Annotated in this window: 17 protein-coding genes and 3 pseudogenes; 9 read left to right on the forward strand and 11 right to left on the reverse strand. The window is 72.9% G+C overall.

What is annotated here, in order from left to right:
- Positions 1-43: 43 nt before the first annotated feature.
- From ACFWVE_RS31975 to ACFWVE_RS31990, 4 genes are read right to left on the reverse strand one after another with little or no spacing between them, the layout of a single operon-like run.
- The gene (locus ACFWVE_RS31975; RefSeq protein ID WP_384021726.1) at positions 44-955 is read right to left on the reverse strand and encodes a 5-dehydro-4-deoxyglucarate dehydratase; all 912 of its coding nucleotides are present in this window, start codon (positions 953-955) and stop codon (positions 44-46) included.
- Positions 956-965: 10 nt separating this feature from the next.
- Complete coding sequence (locus ACFWVE_RS31980; protein ID WP_384021729.1) at positions 966-2,024, reverse strand: 2-hydroxyacid dehydrogenase; 1,059 nt, start codon at positions 2,022-2,024, stop codon at positions 966-968.
- A 7-nt stretch (positions 2,025-2,031) separates the two neighbouring features.
- Positions 2,032-3,309 carry a glucarate dehydratase family protein gene (locus ACFWVE_RS31985; protein WP_384021732.1) on the reverse strand — a complete coding sequence of 426 codons (1,278 nt, stop codon included), beginning with the start codon at positions 3,307-3,309 and terminating at the stop codon, positions 2,032-2,034.
- A gap of 11 nt (positions 3,310-3,320) precedes the next feature.
- Positions 3,321-4,451, reverse strand: coding sequence for a 2-hydroxyacid dehydrogenase (locus ACFWVE_RS31990; RefSeq protein WP_384021735.1), 1,131 nt, complete (start codon positions 4,449-4,451; stop codon positions 3,321-3,323).
- Positions 4,452-4,677: 226 nt separating this feature from the next.
- On the opposite strand from ACFWVE_RS31990, the gene ACFWVE_RS31995 reads away from it, so the two are divergent.
- The 6 genes from ACFWVE_RS31995 to ACFWVE_RS32020 are packed head-to-tail and all read left to right on the forward strand — an operon-like array spanning position 4,678 to position 10,973.
- The gene (locus ACFWVE_RS31995) at positions 4,678-6,273 is read left to right on the forward strand and encodes an ABC transporter substrate-binding protein (RefSeq protein ID WP_384021738.1); all 1,596 of its coding nucleotides are present in this window, start codon (positions 4,678-4,680) and stop codon (positions 6,271-6,273) included.
- 1 nt (position 6,274) lies between these two features.
- Positions 6,275-7,204 (forward strand): ABC transporter permease, encoded by a 930-nt coding sequence (locus tag ACFWVE_RS32000; RefSeq protein WP_384021741.1) that lies wholly within the window; start codon positions 6,275-6,277, stop codon positions 7,202-7,204.
- Positions 7,205-7,218: 14 nt separating this feature from the next.
- Positions 7,219-8,178, forward strand: a complete 960-nt coding sequence (locus ACFWVE_RS32005) for an ABC transporter permease (protein WP_384021744.1) — start codon at positions 7,219-7,221, stop codon at positions 8,176-8,178.
- Positions 8,175-9,191 carry an ABC transporter ATP-binding protein gene (locus ACFWVE_RS32010; RefSeq protein WP_384021746.1) on the forward strand — a complete coding sequence of 339 codons (1,017 nt, stop codon included), beginning with the start codon at positions 8,175-8,177 and terminating at the stop codon, positions 9,189-9,191. The genes ACFWVE_RS32005 and ACFWVE_RS32010 overlap by 4 nt, the downstream gene beginning before the upstream one ends.
- Positions 9,184-10,260 carry an ABC transporter ATP-binding protein gene (locus ACFWVE_RS32015; protein ID WP_384021749.1) on the forward strand — a complete coding sequence of 359 codons (1,077 nt, stop codon included), beginning with the start codon at positions 9,184-9,186 and terminating at the stop codon, positions 10,258-10,260. The genes ACFWVE_RS32010 and ACFWVE_RS32015 overlap by 8 nt, the downstream gene beginning before the upstream one ends.
- The gene (locus ACFWVE_RS32020; protein ID WP_384021752.1) at positions 10,257-10,973 is read left to right on the forward strand and encodes a sulfite exporter TauE/SafE family protein; all 717 of its coding nucleotides are present in this window, start codon (positions 10,257-10,259) and stop codon (positions 10,971-10,973) included. The genes ACFWVE_RS32015 and ACFWVE_RS32020 overlap by 4 nt, the downstream gene beginning before the upstream one ends.
- Positions 10,974-11,039: 66 nt before the next feature.
- On the opposite strand, the pseudogene ACFWVE_RS32025 reads toward ACFWVE_RS32020, so the two are convergent.
- The 3 pseudogenes from ACFWVE_RS32025 to ACFWVE_RS32035 form a co-directional block, all read right to left on the reverse strand.
- Positions 11,040-12,364, reverse strand: a pseudogene (locus ACFWVE_RS32025) (VWA-like domain-containing protein).
- Positions 12,365-12,402: 38 nt separating this feature from the next.
- Positions 12,403-12,573 (reverse strand): annotated as a pseudogene (locus ACFWVE_RS32030) (AAA family ATPase); the annotation flags it as partial.
- Positions 12,550-12,939, reverse strand: a pseudogene (locus ACFWVE_RS32035) (hypothetical protein); the annotation flags it as partial. The pseudogenes ACFWVE_RS32035 and ACFWVE_RS32030, both read right to left, overlap by 24 nt.
- A 338-nt stretch (positions 12,940-13,277) precedes the next feature.
- Here ACFWVE_RS32035 and ACFWVE_RS32040 point away from each other — a divergent pair.
- Positions 13,278-13,730: a phospholipase gene (locus ACFWVE_RS32040; protein ID WP_384021755.1), complete on the forward strand. Its 453-nt coding sequence runs from the start codon at positions 13,278-13,280 to the stop codon at positions 13,728-13,730.
- Positions 13,731-13,826: 96 nt separating this feature from the next.
- On the opposite strand, the gene ACFWVE_RS32045 is transcribed toward ACFWVE_RS32040, so the two are convergent.
- The 3 genes from ACFWVE_RS32045 to ACFWVE_RS32055 are packed head-to-tail and all read right to left on the reverse strand — an operon-like array spanning position 13,827 to position 17,738.
- Positions 13,827-15,905 (reverse strand): iron ABC transporter permease, encoded by a 2,079-nt coding sequence (locus ACFWVE_RS32045; RefSeq protein WP_384021758.1) that lies wholly within the window; start codon positions 15,903-15,905, stop codon positions 13,827-13,829.
- A 4-nt stretch (positions 15,906-15,909) separates the two neighbouring features.
- Positions 15,910-16,887: an ABC transporter substrate-binding protein gene (locus tag ACFWVE_RS32050; protein WP_384021761.1), complete on the reverse strand. Its 978-nt coding sequence runs from the start codon at positions 16,885-16,887 to the stop codon at positions 15,910-15,912.
- Complete coding sequence (locus ACFWVE_RS32055; protein WP_384021764.1) at positions 16,884-17,738, reverse strand: ABC transporter ATP-binding protein; 855 nt, start codon at positions 17,736-17,738, stop codon at positions 16,884-16,886. The genes ACFWVE_RS32050 and ACFWVE_RS32055 overlap by 4 nt, the downstream gene beginning before the upstream one ends.
- A gap of 254 nt (positions 17,739-17,992) precedes the next feature.
- Here ACFWVE_RS32055 and ACFWVE_RS32060 point away from each other — a divergent pair, with 254 nt between their 5' ends.
- Positions 17,993-18,499, forward strand: a complete 507-nt coding sequence (locus ACFWVE_RS32060; protein ID WP_384021767.1) for a DUF5949 family protein — start codon at positions 17,993-17,995, stop codon at positions 18,497-18,499.
- A 38-nt stretch (positions 18,500-18,537) separates the two neighbouring features.
- Here the strand turns inward: ACFWVE_RS32060 and ACFWVE_RS32065 are convergent, their stop codons facing one another.
- Positions 18,538-18,762, reverse strand: a complete 225-nt coding sequence (locus ACFWVE_RS32065; protein ID WP_384021770.1) for a hypothetical protein — start codon at positions 18,760-18,762, stop codon at positions 18,538-18,540.
- Positions 18,763-19,061: 299 nt separating this feature from the next.
- Here ACFWVE_RS32065 and ACFWVE_RS32070 point away from each other — a divergent pair, with 299 nt between their 5' ends.
- Positions 19,062-19,535, forward strand: coding sequence for a carboxymuconolactone decarboxylase family protein (locus ACFWVE_RS32070; RefSeq protein ID WP_384021773.1), 474 nt, complete (start codon positions 19,062-19,064; stop codon positions 19,533-19,535).
- The last annotated feature ends 84 nt before the right edge of the window (positions 19,536-19,619 follow it).

Consider the following 19,619-nt stretch of genomic DNA (forward strand, 5'->3'; position numbering starts at 1 on the left):
GGCCCCGGCCCCACCGGGGGGGGGGTCCGGGGCCCGGACGCCGTCACGAGGCCAGTACGGCCCGGCCCGCGGTGAGGATGGCCTCCAGTTCCTCGGTCTCCCGCGACGTGAGGGAGGTCAGCGGCGGGCGGACCGGTCCGGCCTTGATACCCGTCAGGGTCACCCCTGCCTTCACTAGGGCCACCGCGTACCCCGGAACGCGCTGGCGCAGGCGGACCAGGGGGTGGAAGAAGGTCCGCTGGAGCGCGTCGATCCGTTCCTGGTCCCCCTCCTCGATCGCGCGGTGGAAGGCGAGGGAGACGTCCGGGGCGAACGCGAAGGCGGCCGAGGAGTACAGCTCCACGCCCAGGGCCCGGTAGGCGAGTTGGCTGGCCTCGGCGGTGGGCATACCGTTGAAGAACTGGAAGGGCTTGCCGGACGTACCCAGTGCCTCGCGTACGGCGGGAATGATCCGCGCGACGAGGTCGAGGTCGCCGGTGCCGTCCTTGAAGCCGGACACGGTGGGCAGTTGGGCGACCTCCGCCGCCGTGGCCTCGTCGAACCGGGCGTTGGCCCGGTTGTAGACGATCACGGGCAGTTCGGTCTCCTGGGCGACGGCGCGGGTGTAGGCGACGAGGCCCGCGGCGGGCGGCTGGACCAGGTAGGGCGGCATCAGCAACAGGCCGTCCGCACCGGACTCGGCCGCGGTCCGGGCGAACTGCCGGGCCAGGCCGAGCGCGCCGCCGACCCCGGCGTACACCGGGACGCGGCCGCCCACCGCGTCGACGGCGGTACGGGTGACCGCGGCGAACTCCTCGCGGTCCAGGGCGTGGAACTCGCCGGTGCCGCAGGCGACGAAGACGCCGCCCGGACCGGCGTCCACGCCCGCGGTGACGTGCCGGCGCAGTGCGTCGAGGTCGACGTCACCGGAGTCCGTGAACGGGGTGACGGGGAAGAAGAGAACGCCTGTGAGCATGAGTGATTTCCTACTTCCGGGAATCTGGGGCGGGCGGGTCGAAAGGAGTGGCGCCGGGGCCCGAGAGGGCGGCGCCGGGGGCGGAGGTGACCGGGGAGCCGCCGGTGCGCACGGTGTTGACGAGCGGGTCGCCGCGCTCCAGGCGGCTGATGTTGTCGGCGATCTCTGCCGCGCGGGCGGCGAAGGTGTCGCTCGTGTGACCCGAGTGGTGCGGGGTCATGAGCACGTTGGGCAGGTCGTGGAAGGGCAGCCGGCTCGGCGCGTGCGGCGGGCCGGACCACCACACGTCCAGCGCGGCGCCGCCGACGGTGCCGGTACGGAGTGCCTCGTAGAGGGCCTCCTCCTGGACCACCGGCCCCCGTGCCACGTTGACGAGCAGCGAGCCCGGCCCCATGGCCGCCAGTTCGGCGGGGCCGATCAGTCCGCGGGTGGCGGGGCCGAGCGGGACGGTGACCACCACGATGTCCGACTCCGCAAGGAGGTCGGGCAGCCGGTCGTCGCCGCCGATCCAGTCGGGCGTGAGGCCGGCCGGGACCGGTGCGCAGGGGTCGCGGCGTACGGCCCGGACCCGGAGGCCGACCGCCTCGCACAGCCGGGCGACCTCCGTCCCGGTCTCGCCGAATCCGATGATCCCCACCCGGCGGCCCCGCAGGGTCGTCCCGAACGGAAGGCCGGGGTCCACGGCGACGTTGCGCCATCGTCCGGTGCGCAGCGCGCGGTCGGCGCCCAGGACGTCGCGGGAGAGCATCAGTACGGACATGAGCACCCACTCGGCGATGGAGCGGCCGTGGTGGTGGGTGGTGGTGACGGCCACCCCGGGGTGCAGCGCGTCGAGCGGGATGCCGTCGTAGCCGGCGCCGACGACGTGGACGAGCCGCAGCCGTGCGGCCTGCCGGGCGTCCTCGGCACCGAGTTGCGATCCGACGTAGACGTCGACGTCGGGGAGGACCCGCGTGATCCGCTCCGCGTCCCAGTCGCAGGACTCCAGCCATTCGTGCCGGCCCTCGGTGCGGGCCTTGAGCGGCTCGTTGAAGCGGCTCAGGATGCGGTGATGGAGCATGATGCGCATGTGCGGGTCACCACCGGGGGGTCTTGGGCGAGAACGAGGGCTCGAAGCGGCGCATGTAGCCGGTGTCGTCGCGGTCGCGCAGCCCGCAGTCGAGGTACTGCTGGTGAAGCCGGGCGAGCGCGTCCCGGTCGAGTTCCACGCCCAGGCCGGGGGTCGTCGGTACGGCGAGGCTGCCCTCGGTGAACCGCAGCGGCGTGGGGTCCACCACGTCCTCGTCCGGCCGTTTCCAGGGCCAGTGCGTGTCGCAGGCGTAGGTCAGGCGGGGGGTCGCGGCAGCCAGGTGGGTCATCGCCGCGAGGCTGATGCCCAGGTGCGAGTTGGAGTGCATCGACATCCCGAGCCCGAAGGTGTCGCAGATCGCGGAGAGCTGACCGCAGCGCCGCAGACCGCCCCAGAAGTGGTGGTCGGACAGCACGATGCCCACCGCTCCCCGCGCCACGGCCGGGGCGAGGTCGTCGAAGGAGACGACGCACATGTTGGTCGCGAGCGGCGTCGGGGCCCGTGCGGCCACGGAGGCCATGTTCTCGATGCCCTCGGTGGGGTCCTCGAGGTACTGCAGGACACCGTCCAGTTCGCGGGCGACGTGCAGGGAGGTCTCCGTACTCCAGGCGGCGTTGGGGTCCAGGCGCAGCGGAAGCCCGGGGAACGCCTCACGCAGTGCTCGGATCGCCGCGATCTCCTCGTCGGGCGGGAAAACACCGCCCTTGAGCTTGATGGACGAGAAGCCGTACGTGTCGATCATGCGGCGGGCCTGGTCGACCAGGCCCGCCGGGTCGAGGGCCGCTCCCCAGTCGTCGTCCTCCTGGCCGGGGTGCCCGGCCCACTTGTAGAAGAGGTACGCGCTGTAGGGGACCGCCGGGCGCACGGCTCCGCCGAGCAGGTCGGACACCGGCCGGCCGACGAGTTTGCCCTGGATGTCCAGGCAGGCGACGTCGAACGGCGACATGACGCGGTCCACGGTGCTGCTGCCGGTGACCATCCCGGACATGCCGTCGCCGCCCACGGTGTCGGTGCCCAGGGCACGCGCGGTCCGGGCGGTCAGGTCGTTGAGGCTCCAGACGTTCATGCCGACCAGTTCGGCGGCGGTCCGGCGCAGCCGCTCCAGGTGCGCCGTGCCGCCGTAGGTCTCGCCGATTCCGTGGACACCGCTGTCGGTGGTGATCTCCACGACCGTGCGCAGCGCATAGGGCTCGTGCACCCCGACCGTGTTGAGCAGGGCGTGGTCCCGGAAGGCCACGGGGGTCACCGTGACGTCGGCGATGCGTTCGTAGCTGCTGCCTGCCATCCAAGCCATCCTCATATGTAGTCGGCGTTCTCATTTGTAGACAGCGCACGCGGTGCTGTCAATCGGCGGGACGGACATCGGAGAGGTCGGCAAGGACGGCGGGCGGACGGACGACCGGGCCGCCCGCCGTGCGGTCGGCGGGCGGCGCACTCCGGCACCGGGGTGAGCAGGACCCCCTCCGTCATGAACCGCTCGAGGTTGCGCAGGGCCAGGTCCCCCATGGCCTCGCGCGTCTCCCGGGTGGCGCTGGCGATGTGCGGGAGCAGCACCACCCGGTCCGATGCGAGCAGTTCCTGCGGCACGTGCGGTTCGTCGGCGAAGACGTCGAGCGCCGCTCCGGCGATCCACCCCTCCCGTACCGCCGCGACCAGGGCGGTTTCGTCGACGACGCTTCCCCGGGCCACGTTGACCAGGTGGCCCTCGGGGCCCAGCGCGTCGAGCACCGCCGCCGAGACGAGCCCCTCGGTGCCCGCGCCGCCCGCCACGGTGACGACGAGCGCGTCGCAGGCCTCGGCCAGCGCCTCGGCGGTGGGCAGATGCCGGTGGGGAACACCGGGGACCGGGACGCGCGAGCAGTAGGCGATCTCCGCACCGAACCCCTCGAGCCTGCGCGCGACGGCCCGGCCGATGCGGCCGAGTCCGAGGATGCCGACCCGCTTGCCGCTCACCCGGGCGGCCGGCGGGAAGGGCGCGTGGGTCCATTCGCCGGCACGCACGTACCGGTCGGCGGCCGACATCCGGCGCATGACGTCGATCAGGGCCCCGACGGCGAGGTCGGCCACGCAGTCGGTGAGCACGTCGGGGGTGTTGCTGACGTCGATGCCCCGCGCCCTGGCCCGGACCACGTCGGTGGTGTCGTAGCCGACACCGAAGTGCACGACGGCGCGCAGGCGCGGGAGCGCGTCCATCAGGGCGTCGCCGACACCGATCCGCGCGCTGGTCACCGCCGCGACCACGTCGTCGCCGTGGTCGCGCAGACGGGCGGCCGGATCGGGCAGCTCGTGCAGACGCACCGTCCGGTAGCGCTCGGACAGCGCCCGTTCCAGGGAGGGGAGCAGCGGGGACACCTGGAGCACGGCACCCGGGCCGGGCCGGACCCCGGCGGCGGTGGCGGTGGCGGTGGCGGTGGCGGAATGGGACATGGTGGTCTCCCGGCGTTGGAGGATGCCGATCACGGGCATCCGGGGATGGGCGGGGAGCTGCGCGGAACATCCGATGCCGCGAATGTCTTGACGCTGCCACAGCACCGGTTTAGCTTCGGCGTTCACGGATGCAGACCGAGTACGCAAGTGTAGACAGCTTGTCGCAGCCGGCCCTGACCCCGTACTCGGAGCCCACACATCAGCACTTCCCCCGGAGACGCCGACGATGAAGTCCCCCTCCGTTTCGTCCACCCGTCGCGCCCCCCGCGGGCGGCCCCGGCCGGCGTCCGCGATGCTGCTGGCGGGCACCGTGCTGCTGTCCAGCGGGTGTGCCGTGGCCAACAGTGCGGGCGGCGAGGCAGGCCGCGCAGACGGCAGCACCCTGCGGGTGGTGCTCACCCAGGAACCGCCGACGCTGGAACCGTGCGAGGCCTCACTGACCGGCACCGGAGTGGTGGTCCGGTCCAACATCACCGAGCCGCTGGTCGAGCGCGATCCAGAGTCCGGTGAGCTGCACCCCCTGCTGGCCACCGGCTGGCAGCAGACCGGAGAGCGCACCTGGTCCTTCGACATCCGGGACGGAGTGAGCTTCCAGAACGGCGAACCCTTCACCGCCGAGGACGCCGCCTTCTCCATCGACCGGGCGGTCAACTCCGACCTCGCCTGCAACGTCGAGGGCTACGTCTTCGGCAACGACGACCTCGAGGTGAAGGCGGTCGGCGACAGCCGGCTGACCGTCACCACCGCGAAACCCGATCCCATCCTTCCGCTGCGTCTGAGCTTCGTGGAGATCGTGCCGCGCACCACCGGCACCGAGGCCAAGGTGCGCATCCCGGTCGGCACCGGCCCCTACGCCGTCCGCTCCTGGCAGCCCGGGGCGGCGATCTCGCTCGAGCGCCACGACGGCTACTGGGGCGAGGCCCCGTCCTTCGCGCGGGCCCGCTACGTCTGGCGCAGCGACGCCAGTGTGCGCGCCGCCATGATCGACAAGGGCGAGGCGGAGATCGCCGTGGCCCTGGACCCCACGGAGGCGGAGAAGGACACGACGGCCGTCTTCCCCAACAACGAGACGACCGCCCTGCGTCTCGACGGCCGTGAGGCGCCGCTCGACGACCTGCGGGTGCGCCGGGCGATCGATCTGGCCGTGGACCGCCAGGGCATCATCGACGCCCTGCTCGGCGGTCTCGCCGAACCGGCCGGCCAGCTGGTCCCGCCGGGGGTGGTGGGACACGGCGAGGAGATCGAACCGCCCCGGCAGGACGTGGCCGCGGCCCGGAAGCTGGTCGAGGCGGCGGCGGCCGACGGGGTGCCCACCGACCGGGCCATCACCCTGGTCGCCCGCAACGGCATGTTCGCCGGGGTGTCGGAGACGGCGGAGGCCCTGCAGTACCAGATGGAGCGGATCGGGCTGAACGTGCGGGTCCGGATGGCCGACACCGCGACCCAGCTCCAGTACCAGCTGCGGCCGCTGCCCGAGAACGTCGGACCCATCGCCCTGCTGATCATGCACGGCAACCAGGCCGGTGACGCGGCGTTCACCACCAGCCAGTACCTGCTGAGCGACGGGCCCCAGTCCACGTTCGGCACGAAGGACCTCGACCGGCGCGTCGCCGAGGCTGGCCTGCTGTCCGGCGAGGAACGCCAGACGGCGTTCGCCGATCTGCTCACCGTGCAGAACGAGTCCGTCGTCCAGTACACCCACATCGCCCACATGAGCGGGCTGCTCGGTCTGTCACCGTCGATCCGGTACCGGCCGAACTCCGCCACCGGGGACGAACTACGGCTGGCCGAGGTCGGCCGGGCCGGGGCGGAGAAGCACTGACATGTTCCCTTTCCTGCGCAAACGCATCATCTCCAGCGCCATCCCCCTGGTCTGCGTGGTCCTGGGTGTGTTCTTCCTGGCACGCATGACCGGGAACCCGGTCGACCTCTATCTGCCCCTGAGCGCCACCGCCGAGCAGCGCGCGGAGTTCTCCGAGGCGCAGGGCTTCGACCTCTCGATCCCGGCGCAGCTGTGGAGCTACCTCGTCGACGCCGCGCAGATGGACTTCGGCACCTCGCTGAGGACCGGGCAGTCGGCCACGTCCATGGTGCTCGACGCCTTTCCCGTCACCCTTCAGCTCGCCGGCGTGACCATGCTGCTGGCGATCACCGGAGCGGTGCTGGTGGGCAGTCTGGCCGCCTACCGCCCCAACTCCCTGATGGACCGGATCGCCAGCCTGACGTCGATGACCGCCGCCAGCATCCCCGACTTCTGGTTCGCGGTGATGGGCGTGCTGGTCTTCGGCGTGAGCCTGGGCCTGCTGCCGACCTCGGGCACGCTGGGCGGGCCCGAGATCTGGATCCTGCCCATCGCGACCCTGCTGATCCGCCCGTTCGGTGTGCTGGTGCAGGTGGTCCGCGGCAGCATGGTCTCCGCGCTGTCCGCGCCGTACGTCAAGGTCGCCCGGAGCAAGGGGGCCGCACCCCGGCGGGTGATCTTCGGTCACGCCCTGCGCAACGCGGTGACGCCGGTCCTGACCGTGGCGGGGGACCTGGCGGTGGGCCTGGTCAACGGCGCGGTGATCGTCGAGACGATCTTCGGCTGGCCCGGCATCGGCAAACTCATGATCGACTCCATCCTCCAGCGGGACTTCGCGGTCCTCCAGGCAGCGGTGCTGCTGACCGCCGTGACGATCTTCGCGCTGAACATCCTCGTCGACGTCTGCCACGCGCTGACCGACCCCCGTGTACGTCAGGCGGTGCCGGCATGAGCGAAGGAAGCACCATGACCCCGGAGAAGTCCTCCGCCCCCGACGGCGCCGTCCCGGCCCGCGGCCGGACGCCGCGCTGGTGGCAGCTGCTGGGCCGGGACCGGGCCGCCGCCGCAGGGGCGGTCGTCCTCACGCTGGTCGCCCTCGTGGCGGTCTTCGGCCGGCTGTTCATCGGCGACCACGCGCGGCGCCAGGACCTGGACGCGTCCCTGCGCCCGCCGTCCCTGGACCACGGACTGTTCGGGGTGCTCGGCACCGACGTCCTGGGGCGCAGCATGCTGGCCCGGCTCGTCGAGGCGGCGGCGACGACCCTGTCGGTGGCCGTCCCGGCGGTGCTGTGCTCCCTGCTGATCGGTTCCGTCGTCGGACTGTGGGCCGGCTATCACGGCGGACGCCGCGAGAGCGTGGCCATGCGGATCGCCGACGTCATCCTCAGCTTCCCCTCGCTGCTGGTCGCGGTGGTCGTGCTGTACGTGTTCTCCCCCAGCGCGCTGAACATCGTGCTGATCCTGGCCGTGGCCCGGATCCCGGTGTACCTGCGGACCGCGCGGGCGGAGGCGGCCGAGCTGCGGAGCCGGCTGTTCGTCGACGCGGCACGGACGTTCGGCACACCCAGCCACATGATCGTCCACCGGCACGTCCTGCCGATCGCCCTGCCGACACTGCTGACCGTCGCCACGCTCGACTTCTGCTTCGTGATGCTCACCGAGTCCTCGCTCAGCTTCCTCGGCATCGGGATCCAGCCGCCGGACGTGAGCTGGGGCCTGATGGTCGCGCAGGGACGCCAGTACCTCCAGACCGCCTGGTGGATCACGGTGCTGCCGGGGCTCGCGATCGTGCTCACCACCGTGTCCGCCACCGTGCTCGCCGCCTGGGCCCGCATCGCCACCGACCCCGCCCAGCGCTGGCGCCTGACGCTGCGTACGAAGCGCCGGAACACCCCGGCCGCCGTCCCTCCGGAGATGATCTCGTGACGACCGCCACCAGCCACTCCCCGTCCGCCACGGACACCGTCCCCGCCCTCGAGGTCGAAGGGCTGTGCGTGGACCTGGAGACACCCTCGGGAACGCTACGCGCCGTCGACGGCGTCAGCTTCAGCGTCCGTCACGGCCGCACCCTGGCCCTGCTGGGCGAGTCCGGCTGCGGCAAGTCGATGACCGCGCTGGCGACGGTCGGCCTGCTGGACCCCGCGGCCGACGTGACCGGCGGTGCCGTCCGGGTCAGGGGCGACGACATCCTGCGCATGAGCCCGGCCGAGCGCCGCAAGCTGGCCGGCCCCGTCCTGTCGATCGTCTTCCAGGACGCCCTGACCGCCCTCAACCCGGTGCAGCCGGTGGGCCGGCAGATCGGCGAGCCCTTCCGCATCCACCGGGGCCTGTCCCGGCGTCAGGCGCAGGAGAAGGCGATCGAGCTGATGACCCGCGTGGGCATCCCGGAGCCGCGGCAGCGGGCCCGTTCCTATCCGCACCAGTTCTCCGGCGGTATGCGCCAACGCCTGCTGATCGCCATGGCCGTCGCGCTCGCCCCCGACGTGCTCGTCGCCGACGAGCCCACCACCGCCCTGGACGTGACCGTGCAGGCGCAGATCATGCGGCTGCTGCGGGACCTCCAGGACGAGGGGGACATGGCCGTCGTCCTGATCACCCACGACCTGGCCGTGGTCGCCCAGCACGCGGACGACGTGACCGTGATGTACGCGGGCACGGTCGTGGAGAACGGCCCGGTGCGCGACGTCTTCTCCGCTCCCCGCCACCCCTATACCCGAGGGCTGCTCGACTCGGTTCCGGAGGGCGCCGAGCGAGGCCGCCCGCTGCCCGCCGTGCCCGGCAGCCCGCCCGAACTGAGCGCGGTGCCCTCCGGCTGCGTGTTCCAGGCCCGGTGCCCGCTGGTCCGGGAGCGCTGTGTCAAGGAGCGGCCGTCCCTGCGCGCGGCGGGCGACGGCCGCTCCGCCGCCTGCCACTTCTCCGAGGAGCTCGACCGTGACTGAGTCCCCTTCCACCACCGCCGCTCCCGGGGCCCGGGCAGGAGACCCGCGGGAGGACGTGCCGCTGCTCGAGGTCCGCGGTGTCACCAAGACCTTCGGCCACGGCCGTCGCCGGCTGACCGCCGTGGACGGGGTGGACCTACGGATCGGCCGGGGGCGGACGCTCGGGCTCGTCGGCGAGTCGGGCTGCGGGAAGTCCACCCTGGCCCGGATCCTGCTCGGGCTGGAGCGGCCGGACTCGGGCACGGTGCGGTTCGACGGCACCGACCCCTTCGCCCTGCGCGGCAAGGAGCTGCTGGCCTGGCGCCGCCGGGTGCAGATGGTCTTCCAGGACCCCTTCGCCTCGCTCAACGCGCGCATGTCGGCCGCCGATCTGATCGGTGAGCCCTGGCGCACCCACAAGGACGTGGTGCCGGGGGCGAAGGCCCGCGAGAAGCGGATCCGTGAGCTGCTGGCCCTGGTCGGGCTGCGGGACAGCGATGCCCACCGCTTCCCCGACGAGTTCTCCGGCGGCCAGCGCCAGCGCATCGGCATCGCCCGCGCGCTGGCCCTGGACCCCGATCTCATCGTGTGCGACGAGCCGGTCTCCGCCCTCGACCTGTCCGTGCAGGCACAGGTGCTGAACGTGCTCTCGGATCTGCGGACCCGTCTCGGGGTCACCTATGTGTTCATCTCCCACGACCTGTCCGTGGTGCGCCACGTCTCCGACCAGGTGACGGTGATGTACCTGGGCAAGGTGATCGAGCACGGGGACACCGACGACGTCTTCGACCGGCCGCAGCACCCGTACACCGCCGCATTGATGTCGGCCGCGCCGGTCCTGGAGCCGTCCCGTGCCCCGGACCGGCCCGAGATCCGGCTCCGGGGTGAGGTCCCCTCGCCCTTCGACATCCCTTCCGGGTGCCGTTTCCGCACCCGCTGCTGGCGCGCCGAGGACGTGTGCGCGACGCAGGTGCCCCCGCTCGTACGCCGGGAGACCGACAGCACGGTGGACGGCACGGCGGACGGTGGTGCCGACCGCCACACGGCCCTGTGCCACTTCCCCCTGGAGGCAGAGTCCGCGTGGGCATGACCGGCCCGGAGTTCGCGCTGCTCTCGACGACGGTGGTCGTCGGCGCCCTGCTCCAGGTCTCCGTGGGCTTCGGCCTGGGCATGATCGCCGCACCGGTCTTCTCTCTCGTGGACCCGTCGCTCACCCCGTCGGTGGTCCTGGTGCTGGCCGCCGGGGTGACGGCGGCGGTGCTGGTGCGCGAGCGCGGCCGGGCGGACCTGCGCGGCTGCGGCTGGGCGCTCGTCGGGCGGATGCCGGGAGTGCTGGCGGGCGCGCTGCTCGTGGCCGTGCTCTCCGCCCGTCACCTCGCCCTCCTCGTCGCCGGGATGGTCCTCGCCGGCGTCGTGGTGAGTCTGGCCGGCTTCGTGCCGCGGCAACGGCGCGGCTCGGTGCTGGTGGCCGGTATGGCGTCCGGTCTGATGGGCACGGCGACGTCCATCGGCGGGCCGCCCATGGCCATGGTGTGGCAACGGCTGACCGGGCCGGAACTGCGGGCCACGATGAGCGCGTTCTTCCTCGTCGGCTCCCTGATGAGCCTCGCCGCGCTGGGGGCGGCCGGGGCGGTCGGGGCCGGCACCCTGCGCAGCACCGTGCTGCTCGCGCCCGCCGCAGCGGCCGGAGTACTGCTCGCCCGCCCGCTGTCCCGCCGGTTGGACGTGCGCCGGACCCGGGCGGTCGCCATGGTGCTCGCCGTGGCCGGCGCCTCGGTGCTGGTGCTGCGGCAGTTCGTCTGACCCTTGCTCGACCGGCCGGGCCGCGCCGTCGGGCTCTGCCTCGATTCGCCGGCGCCCGGCCCCGGTTCACCGGCTGCCGGGGGCCTCGGCGATGGTCACCACCCGGGCCCACCCGGGTGGTGCGTCCGGACGGTACTCGGGGTTGTCCTCGTCGTACGAGGAGACGTCCGCGCGGCGGCGCGGGAACAGGCCGACCACCGTCCGGCACCAGGGCCGGCTGTCCGGCCAGGGGGTCTGGCCGTCGGTCAGCACCACGAGGGCGTCCGGCCGGGGACGCGACCGGAGGGCCGTGGCGAAGCCCGTGCGCAGATCCGTACCGCCGCCGCCCACCAGCGGTATCCCCTCGGCACGGCACGGGGACCGCACGGCTGTGGCCGCCGCGTCGCACGAGACCACCGACACCATGTCGCGGCGGCCGCCCACCGCCTGGGAGATCGCCGCGACCTCCCGGAGCGCGCTGCCCAGTTCGGCGTCGCTGACCGAGCCGGAGGTGTCGATGACCACCGCGACGCGGGGCGGTGTGCGCCGCAGGCTCGGCAGCACGACGCCGGGCAGGCCGGCCGAGCGCCGTCCGGGCCGGCCGTAGGAATAGTCGTCGCCCCTCCCGGAGCCGGAGACCGCCGCGCGCAGTGCCGCACCGAGCAGTTCCCGCCAGGGCTGTGGTGGCTGGAACGCCTCCTCGGCCCATCGCTGCCAGCTCTTGGGAACGTCGCCCGGCCGGGCGTTGATGCCCTGCGAGACCCGGAAGCGGACGGCGTCGCGTTCCTGTTCGCTGAGGCCGTGCGCACCGTCCGGCCCGAGGTCCCACTCCCGTTCCAGTCCGTCGGCGCCGCTCCCGCAGTCCAGCCAGGCCATGCCCTGGGTGTACGGCCCGAGCCGGAACTGGCCCAGACAGTCCTCCATCAGCTCTCCGGCCGAAAGCCGCAGGCTCCTCGGCGTGATCGCGCCCTCTGGCCGGACCAGGCCGTCGCCGAACACGTCGTCGTTGATCTCGCAGTCCGCCGCGATGTTCATCCGCAGCCGCTCCGCCGGACCGGTCAGGTGGTGCGCCCGTGCGTACCGGTCACAACGCCCGTGGTGGTCGCGCAGCAGGTGCGACACCTCGTGCACCCAGACACCGGCGAGTTCCTCCCCGGGGGTGCGGTCGACGAAGTCCGGCGACACGTAGCACCGCCGGTACCGGTCGACGGCCATCGTCGGTACCCGCGCCGACGCGACGGGGTGCAGGGCGAACACAGTGCCGTCGCCAGGTACGGCCGGGCGCGGGCGGCGTGCAGCCGGGCGGCGAGGAGCTTGTCGACGTCGAGGGCGGAGGCGGGAGCGGGTGGTTGTGTCGCGGGGCGGGTGCGCGTGCTGTCGGCGCGCGTGGCGTGGATGTCCGTGGTGCCCATGTCCGGGGTGCGCCTGCCCGGGGCGCGGGTGTGCGGGGTCATCGGCCTGCCCTCGCGGGGGTGACGGAGCGGGCCGCGGTCCGGTCGGCCCGACGGGACAGGGCGGCCACTCCGGTGAGGCGTTCGATCGCCTCCGGTACGTCCCAGTCCTCCCGGCGCAGGGTGGCGAGGGTGGTGGCGGGGACGACCACGAGGTACACCGGGCCGGACCCGGAGCCGGGCCCGAGGCCGTCACTGCCGTCGCCTCCGTCACCGCCGTACCGGGCCAGGGCGATGGTCAGTCCCGGACGCAACAGTCCGTCGGGGGCGATCCTCGGCAGCTGCCAGCGCAGCAGGTCGGGTGCCAAGTGGCGCAGGTCGGACCGGACTTCGTTCGTGAGGTCCCGGCCGTGGGTGCGGGTCAGGGAGCGCAGATCGAGGTCGGCGTCGATGCCCGCGGCGGCACAGGCCCCCGCCCAGTCGCCGACGTGACGGCGGGCGGTCGCGGTCTCGATCATGGAGGGCGGCACGGCGAACTTCCGCACGCGCAGCCAGAGGGAAAGGCGGGTGTCCCCGTTCGCGGTCGGTGTGAGCATCAGCACTCACCTTGCGCGGACGGAACCCCCGTTCTCTGAACTCTCCGAACGAAGTGAGTGATCATCAGCAGGAGCATAACTGCCCTGCCCCTGCGCGGCCCAGTGATTATTCTCCGCTCTCCCCTGCCGGCCCCGCGAATCCCGAACCGGGAACTCCGTAACCCGCCCCCCCTCGGCGGCCGTGGAGTTCATCCGTGCGGCGCGATCACGACGCCCGGCCGACCCGAACGTTGACGGGCCGTTAAGCCGGCCGTGGTGTGAAGGCGCGGACGACACGGGCATCTTCTTGTCATGCACCTGTGGCCCGGTGGTCGGGTCACAGTCTCTGGAGGTGTGGGATGCACCGCAAGCTCGCCACCGCTCTGGCCACCTCGGCTCTCGCCGCCGTCAGTGTCCTGGGCACCGCCACCGTCGCCGAGGCCGCTCCCTCCGACAAGCCGCGGGTCCTCTCCGGCTGGACGCAGACCAGCGCGTCGAGCTACAACCAGTGGGTCGCCGCCCGGTCCAACCAGGCCGCCTGGGCCGCCTACGGGTTCGACTGGAGCACCGACTACTGCTCCACCTCCCCCGACAACCCGTTCGGCTTCCCCTTCTCGACCTCCTGCGCACGCCACGACTTCGGTTACCGCAACTACAAGGCCGCCGGCTCCTTCGACGCCAACAAGGCACGCCTCGACAGCGCCTTCCACGAGGACCTCAAGCGCGTCTGCGCCCGCTACACCGGCGGCACGAAGACCGCCTGCAACAGCACCGCGTGGACCTACTACCAGGCGGTCAGGGCCTTCGGCTGACAACTCCGACAGCTCGACAGCTCCGAGAACCCGGTACGAACGGGCCCGGTGCCGCCGGTTGCCCAGGGCTCCGGCGGCACCCCGCTTCCTCTTCCGCTACCGCCGGCTGCGCACGAGCACGTACAGGAAGTACGGCGTGCCGATGACGGCCGTCATGAGGCCGGCGCCCAGTTGGGCCGGTGCGATCACGGTGCGGCCCAACAGGTCGGCGGTGCACACCAGTACGGCCCCGAGCAGCACCGCGACCGGAAGCACGCGGGTGTGCCGGCGTCCGACGAGGGCCCGTGCCGCGTGCGGGGCGACCAGGCCCACGAACCCGATGGTGCCCGCGGCGGCCACCGCGGTGGCGGTGAGCAGGACGCTGACGACGAGGAAGCCCAGCCGGCCGCGCGCCAGCCGGAGTCCCAGGAGCCGCGGGGTGTCCTCGTCGAGGGAGACCAGGTCGAGTTCCCGGTGCCGTACGGCCGCCACCGCGAGGCCGACGACGAGGACGGCGGCCGGCGGCAGGACGTCGGGCATGGTCCGGCCGTAGGTCGAGCCCGACAGCCAGGTGAGGGCCTTCGTGGCGTTGAACGGGTCGGTGAGCACGATCAGCAGACTGATCAGGGCCGTCGTCCCGGCCGCCGCACCGACGCCGACGAGCACCAGCCGGTTCTGCCGGAAGCCTCCGCGAGCCGCGAGCCCGAAGACGACGACGGCGGTGACGGCGGCCCCCGCGAACGCCGCCCCGGCGACGCTCCACGCCCCGGCGACGGGCACCGTCGTCACGAGGATCACCGCGCCGAGCGCGCCGCCGCCCGAGACGCCCAGGACCGAGGGCTCCGCGAGCGGGTTGCGGGTGACGGCCTGCACCAGGGTGCCGGCGAGCGCCAGGGCCGCCCCCGCGAAGATCGCGGCGAGGACGCGCGGGACCCGGGTGTCGAGGACGAAGGAGACGGTCCGGCCGGCCCGGCCCTGCATCCAGTTGAACACGTCGCCCAGCAGGAGCATGCTGTCGCCGACGAGCGTCGCGGCGATCGTCAGACCGACCAGGGCGACGGTCAGCACGACGAGCCAGGCCACGAAGACGGCGCGGCTGCGGATCCGCAGCCTGTCCGGCGCGGGCGAGCCCGCGGTGTCACGGAGCCGGGCCGCCATGACGACCAGGAACACCGCGCCGACGAGGCTGGTGACGACGCCGGTGGGCACCGCGACGGAGATGTCGGCGCTCACGAACGTACGCAGCAGCACGTCCGCCCCGAGGACCAGCGCCGCGCCGACCAGCCCGGCGACCGGCACGCCCGCCCGCAGCCGGTGGATACCGCGGAACCAGCGCGCCAGGGGCCGGACCAGGGCAGGGGCGCACAGGCCGACGAACCCGATGGGACCGGCGAGGGTGACGGCCGCCGCGGAGAGCAGCGTCGCCAGGACCACCGCGGTGACGCGGGTCGCGCGCACCGGGACGCCCAGTCCGCGGGCCGCGTCGTCGCCGAGGGCGAGGGCGTCGACCCGGCGGGCGACGAGCAGCAGGCCGGCCAGGCCGACGACCGCGACGGGCAGCATCTGGAGCACGCCGTCGAAGCCGTTCTGGGCGATGCTGCCCTGGTTCCACTGGTACAGGCCCTCGGTCTGCTCCGGGAACAGCAGCAGCAGGCCCTCGGTGACGGCCGTGAGGCCGAGGGCGAGCGCGGTGCCGGCGAGCACCAGCCGTACCGTTCCGGACCCGAGCCCGGACAGTCCGAGGACGACGGCCGCCGCCGCGAGGCCGCCGGCGAAGGCGACGCCGGAGGAGGCGAGCAGGGGCAGCGGGACGCCGGTGACGGCGACGACGCCGAGGGCGAGGTAGGAGCCCGCGTTGACGGCAAGGGTGTCCGGGGAGGCCAGGACGTTGCGGCTGACGGCCTGCAGGGCGAGGCCGGCCATGCCGAGCGCGGCGCCCACCAGCAGCCCGGCGGCCATCCGGGGCAGCCGTGAGGCGATGACGACGGACGCGTCGGTCGGGTCGGCGCGGCCGGTGAGCGCCTTGAGGACCTCGGCCGGGCCGACGGCCGCCGTGCCCTGGGTGATGTCGACGACGGCGAGGGCGGCGACCAGGAGCACGAGTGCCCCGGTCACCACGGCCGCGCCCGTCCGGGACGGGGCCGGGGCCGGCGCCGTCTTCGGACGGACGGGACCGGGCGTGGCGGTGACGGCCATCGCGCTACTTCGTCAGTGCCTCGACGACGGCGTCGGTGTACGCCCCCATCGAGCCGGGACCGCCGAACATCCAGATGCCGTCGGACAGCCGGTGGACGTCACCGGCCTTCACGAACGGCAGGGACTTCCACACGGAGTTCTCGGCGAGCTGGTTGCCGAACGGGTCGCTGTTGGCGTCCCCGTCGCTGCCGATGTACGCGAACTGCACGTCCTTGCCCAGGTCGGTCAGCCCTTCGACATCGGTGGCGGCCAGGCCGTAGGCCTTGTCGCCCTCCATCTTCCAGGCGTTCTTCAGCCCGAGCCGCTCATTGACCGCCCCGATGAGGGAGCCGGAGGTGTAGGGGCGCACGGAGACCTGGTTGGAGGTGACGTAACCGTCGGCGAAGGCGATCTCGGCACCGTCCAGACCCGCGCCGGCCAGGGCCTCCTTGCCCTCGGCGAGCTTCGCGTCGAAGTCCTTCTTCAGCGTGGCCGCCTGCTCGGTGGTGCCGGTGGCCTTCGCGATGAGGTCGACGTTCTCGAGCATCCGGCCTATCTGGTCGGATGCGTCGGCGGACGTGACCGTGAGGACGGGGGCGACCTCGCGCAGCTGCTTGACGGCATTGGGCTGCAGGTCGCTGGTGGCGACGATGAGATCGGGCTTCAGCGAGGCGATGGTGTCCATGCTGGGCTCGCCGCGGGTGCCGACGTCCTCGGGCTCGTTGGTGAGCGGGACGGCGGTGTTCCAGGTCTTGTAGCCCTTGACGTCGGCGACCCCGGCCGGTTCGACACCGAGCGAGATCAGGGTCTCGACGACGTTCCACTCGGTGCCGACGACGTTCTTGGCGGGGCCGTCGAGTTCGACCTCGGTACCGGAGGCGTCGGTCAGGGTGATGGGCTCGGCGGACTCCTTCGCCTCGGTGGCGGCGGGTTCGGTGGTTCCGCAGGCGGTGAGCAGGAGAACCGTGGCGGCCACGGGCGCGGTGAGCAGGAGGCGTCTCATGAGAGGGTGCTGAGCCTTTCGGTGCGGGTGTGATGGCGGCCGATCGCGCGGGTGCGCAGCCGGCCGGTGAGCGGGTCGGTGCCGACCTCGACCCGGATGCCGTAGACCTCGGTCAGGCGCTGCGGCGTCAGGACCTCCTCGGGCGTGCCCTCGGCGACGATGCGTCCCTCGGCGAGCAGTACGATCCGGTCGGCCACGGCCGCCGCCTGGTCGAGGTCGTGCAGGACGACGCCGACGGCGATGCCGTGGTCGTCCGCCAGATCGCGGACCAGGTCGAGGAGTTCGATCTGGTAGCGCAGGTCGAGGTAGGTGGTGGGTTCGTCGAGGAGGAGGACTCCGGTCTCCTGGGCCAGGCAGCCGGCCAGCCAGACGCGCTGGAGCTGTCCGCCGGAGAGGTGTTCGGCGCCGCGGTCGGCGAGTCCGGCGACGCCCGTCATGGTGAGGGCGCGGTCGACGGCGGCGCGTCCGCCGGGGTCGGCGCCGCCCCAGCGGCCCCGGTGGGGGTAGCGGCCGAACTCGACGACGTCGCGCACGCTCAGACCGCTGGGCGTGGGCCGTCCCTGCAGCAACAGGGCCACGCGGCGGGAGAACTCACGAGGGCTCAGGGCCAGGCCGTCGGTGTCGGTGTCGATCGTGAGCGTGGCCCGACGGGGCGACTGGAGCCGCGCGACGGTGCGCAACAGGGTCGACTTGCCGCTGCCGTTGGGACCGACCAGCGCCGTCACTTCGCCGGGCCGCAGGGTCAGCGCCGCGGCGTGGACGACGTCCACGCCGTCGTACGCCACGGTCACATCGGTCGCCGCCAGTTCATGGCCACGCAGGCCCGGGGGCGCCTCTTCACCAGGTTTCACGCCGCAAGGTTAGCCTACCCTTAGTTTGCGTTATCCAGCAGTGACCTGCCTGCGGCCGCGCTCCCGGTCCGTCGTGTCGCCGTACCGTCGTGCCGGGAGCCCTCAGTACCCGTCGGGCCTCCCCTGCAGAAACCCCGAACCCGGTTGTCCCGGGCGGCCGTTCATCCCTCGTACGTGTGGAGAGCGGCCGCGGGTATCGCCCGGACGGGTGACGGCCGGCCGGATGAGGACCGCCGCGCCGATACGGTTTCGCGGTGTCCACGACCTCCACCGCAGCGCAGTCATGGAACGCGCAGTCATGGAACTCCGCCGATCTGGGTTCCGTCGTCGTCATGGCCTGGCGCAGGGAAGCACCGGACGGCGGCATTCCCTTCCTTCTCGCCTGCTCCCTGGGGAACGGGGCGCGCGGCCCGGACGTCACCGCGGACGCCGTACGGCACCTGCTGCGCGGGGCCGGCCTGTCTCCCCGGGGCCGCCTCGTCGACGCCACCGAGGAGACCGGCCCGTCCGGTGTCGTCGTCGTACCGGGCGCGGCTGCGCTCGCCATGCCGGGCTTCGACGCCCAGTTCGTCCCACCGCCGAAGTGGGCCGACGCCGCCGGCGAACGCGGGTACGTGTACCTCGTCTTCACCACCCGGCCCTGGCCCCCCGGCGCCGAGCCCGGCGACCTCGCGACCCTGGACGCGTTCACCTCGGACCAGGACACCCTGCGGTCCGCCGCCCACGTCCTGCTGCCCGCCCGCACCCTGCGCGACGGCTGACCGCGTGCGGCGGCGCGCCGGGCCGGATCAGGACCGGATCAGAACAGGTGCTCCTGCTCGGCGGGTGCGCCGCCGCGTGGGGGGCGGCGCGGGCCGGTGCGCCGGGCCGGCGCGGCCTCGCCGAACAGGGGCGCCGTGCCGTACTCGTCGGGCTCCGCCGGGACCACGACGGGTCCGGTGCCCACGTTCAGGCACAGCGGAGCGTCCCGGTCGAAATCTCCTGGCGTCATGTCCGTCCAGTCGCATTCCTGGCGCTCGCTCACCGACGCTCCGCTCCCCGTCCGTGCTTTCTGTCCGGCTTCCCGGCCCCTCATTGTTCCCGTACCCGGGCCGGGTGTCAGCGGGTGCCCTCTCGCGAGGAGGCGTGGCCCTGCACTCGGCCAGGCTATCGCCCGTCCGCCGCTTCCCGATCATGCCTCCGCGGCCACGCCGCGTACCGCCCGAGCCCTTTCCCGCGGACGTACCCCGGCAGGGAGACGTACGTCACACCCCGGGTCTGTCACACCTCGGCGGGCTGTCCCGTCAGGAGTGCGTCACCGCAATCGCGACTCAGGAGATCACCATGGACGCCCGTCTCGACTTCTTCGGCAACGCACTCGGCGCCAAGGTGCTGAAGCACATCAACTCGGCGGGCAGGGCGGCGTCCGACTCGGGCCTGCCGCACGCCACCCAGGAACTGGTGAAGATCCGCGCCAGCCAGATCAACGGCTGCGGCTTCTGCACCGACATGCACACCAAGGACGCCGTCCACGCCGGTGAGACCGCCCAGCGTCTCCACCTCGTCGCCGCCTGGCGCGAGGCCACCGTCTTCACCGAGGCCGAACGCGCCGCACTCGAACTCGCCGAACAGGGCACTCGTATCGCCGACGCCGCCGGCGGCGTCACCGACGAGGCATGGGCCGACGCGGCCAAGCACTACGACGAGGACCAGCTCGTCGCCCTCGTCTCCCTCATCGCCGTCATCAACACCTACAACCGCATCAACGTCATCAACCAGCAGCCCGCCGGCGACTACCAGCCCGGCCAGTTCGGCTGACGGGCGCCTGCCCGCTCCCCCGACTGACGACCCCGGTGACCGGTACCGGCGGGGCCGGCCCCGGAGCGGCGATCGGGCCGGCCG

Source organism: Streptomyces sp. NPDC058632 (assembly GCF_042717095.1).
Lineage (GTDB): Bacteria > Actinomycetota > Actinomycetes > Streptomycetales > Streptomycetaceae > Streptomyces.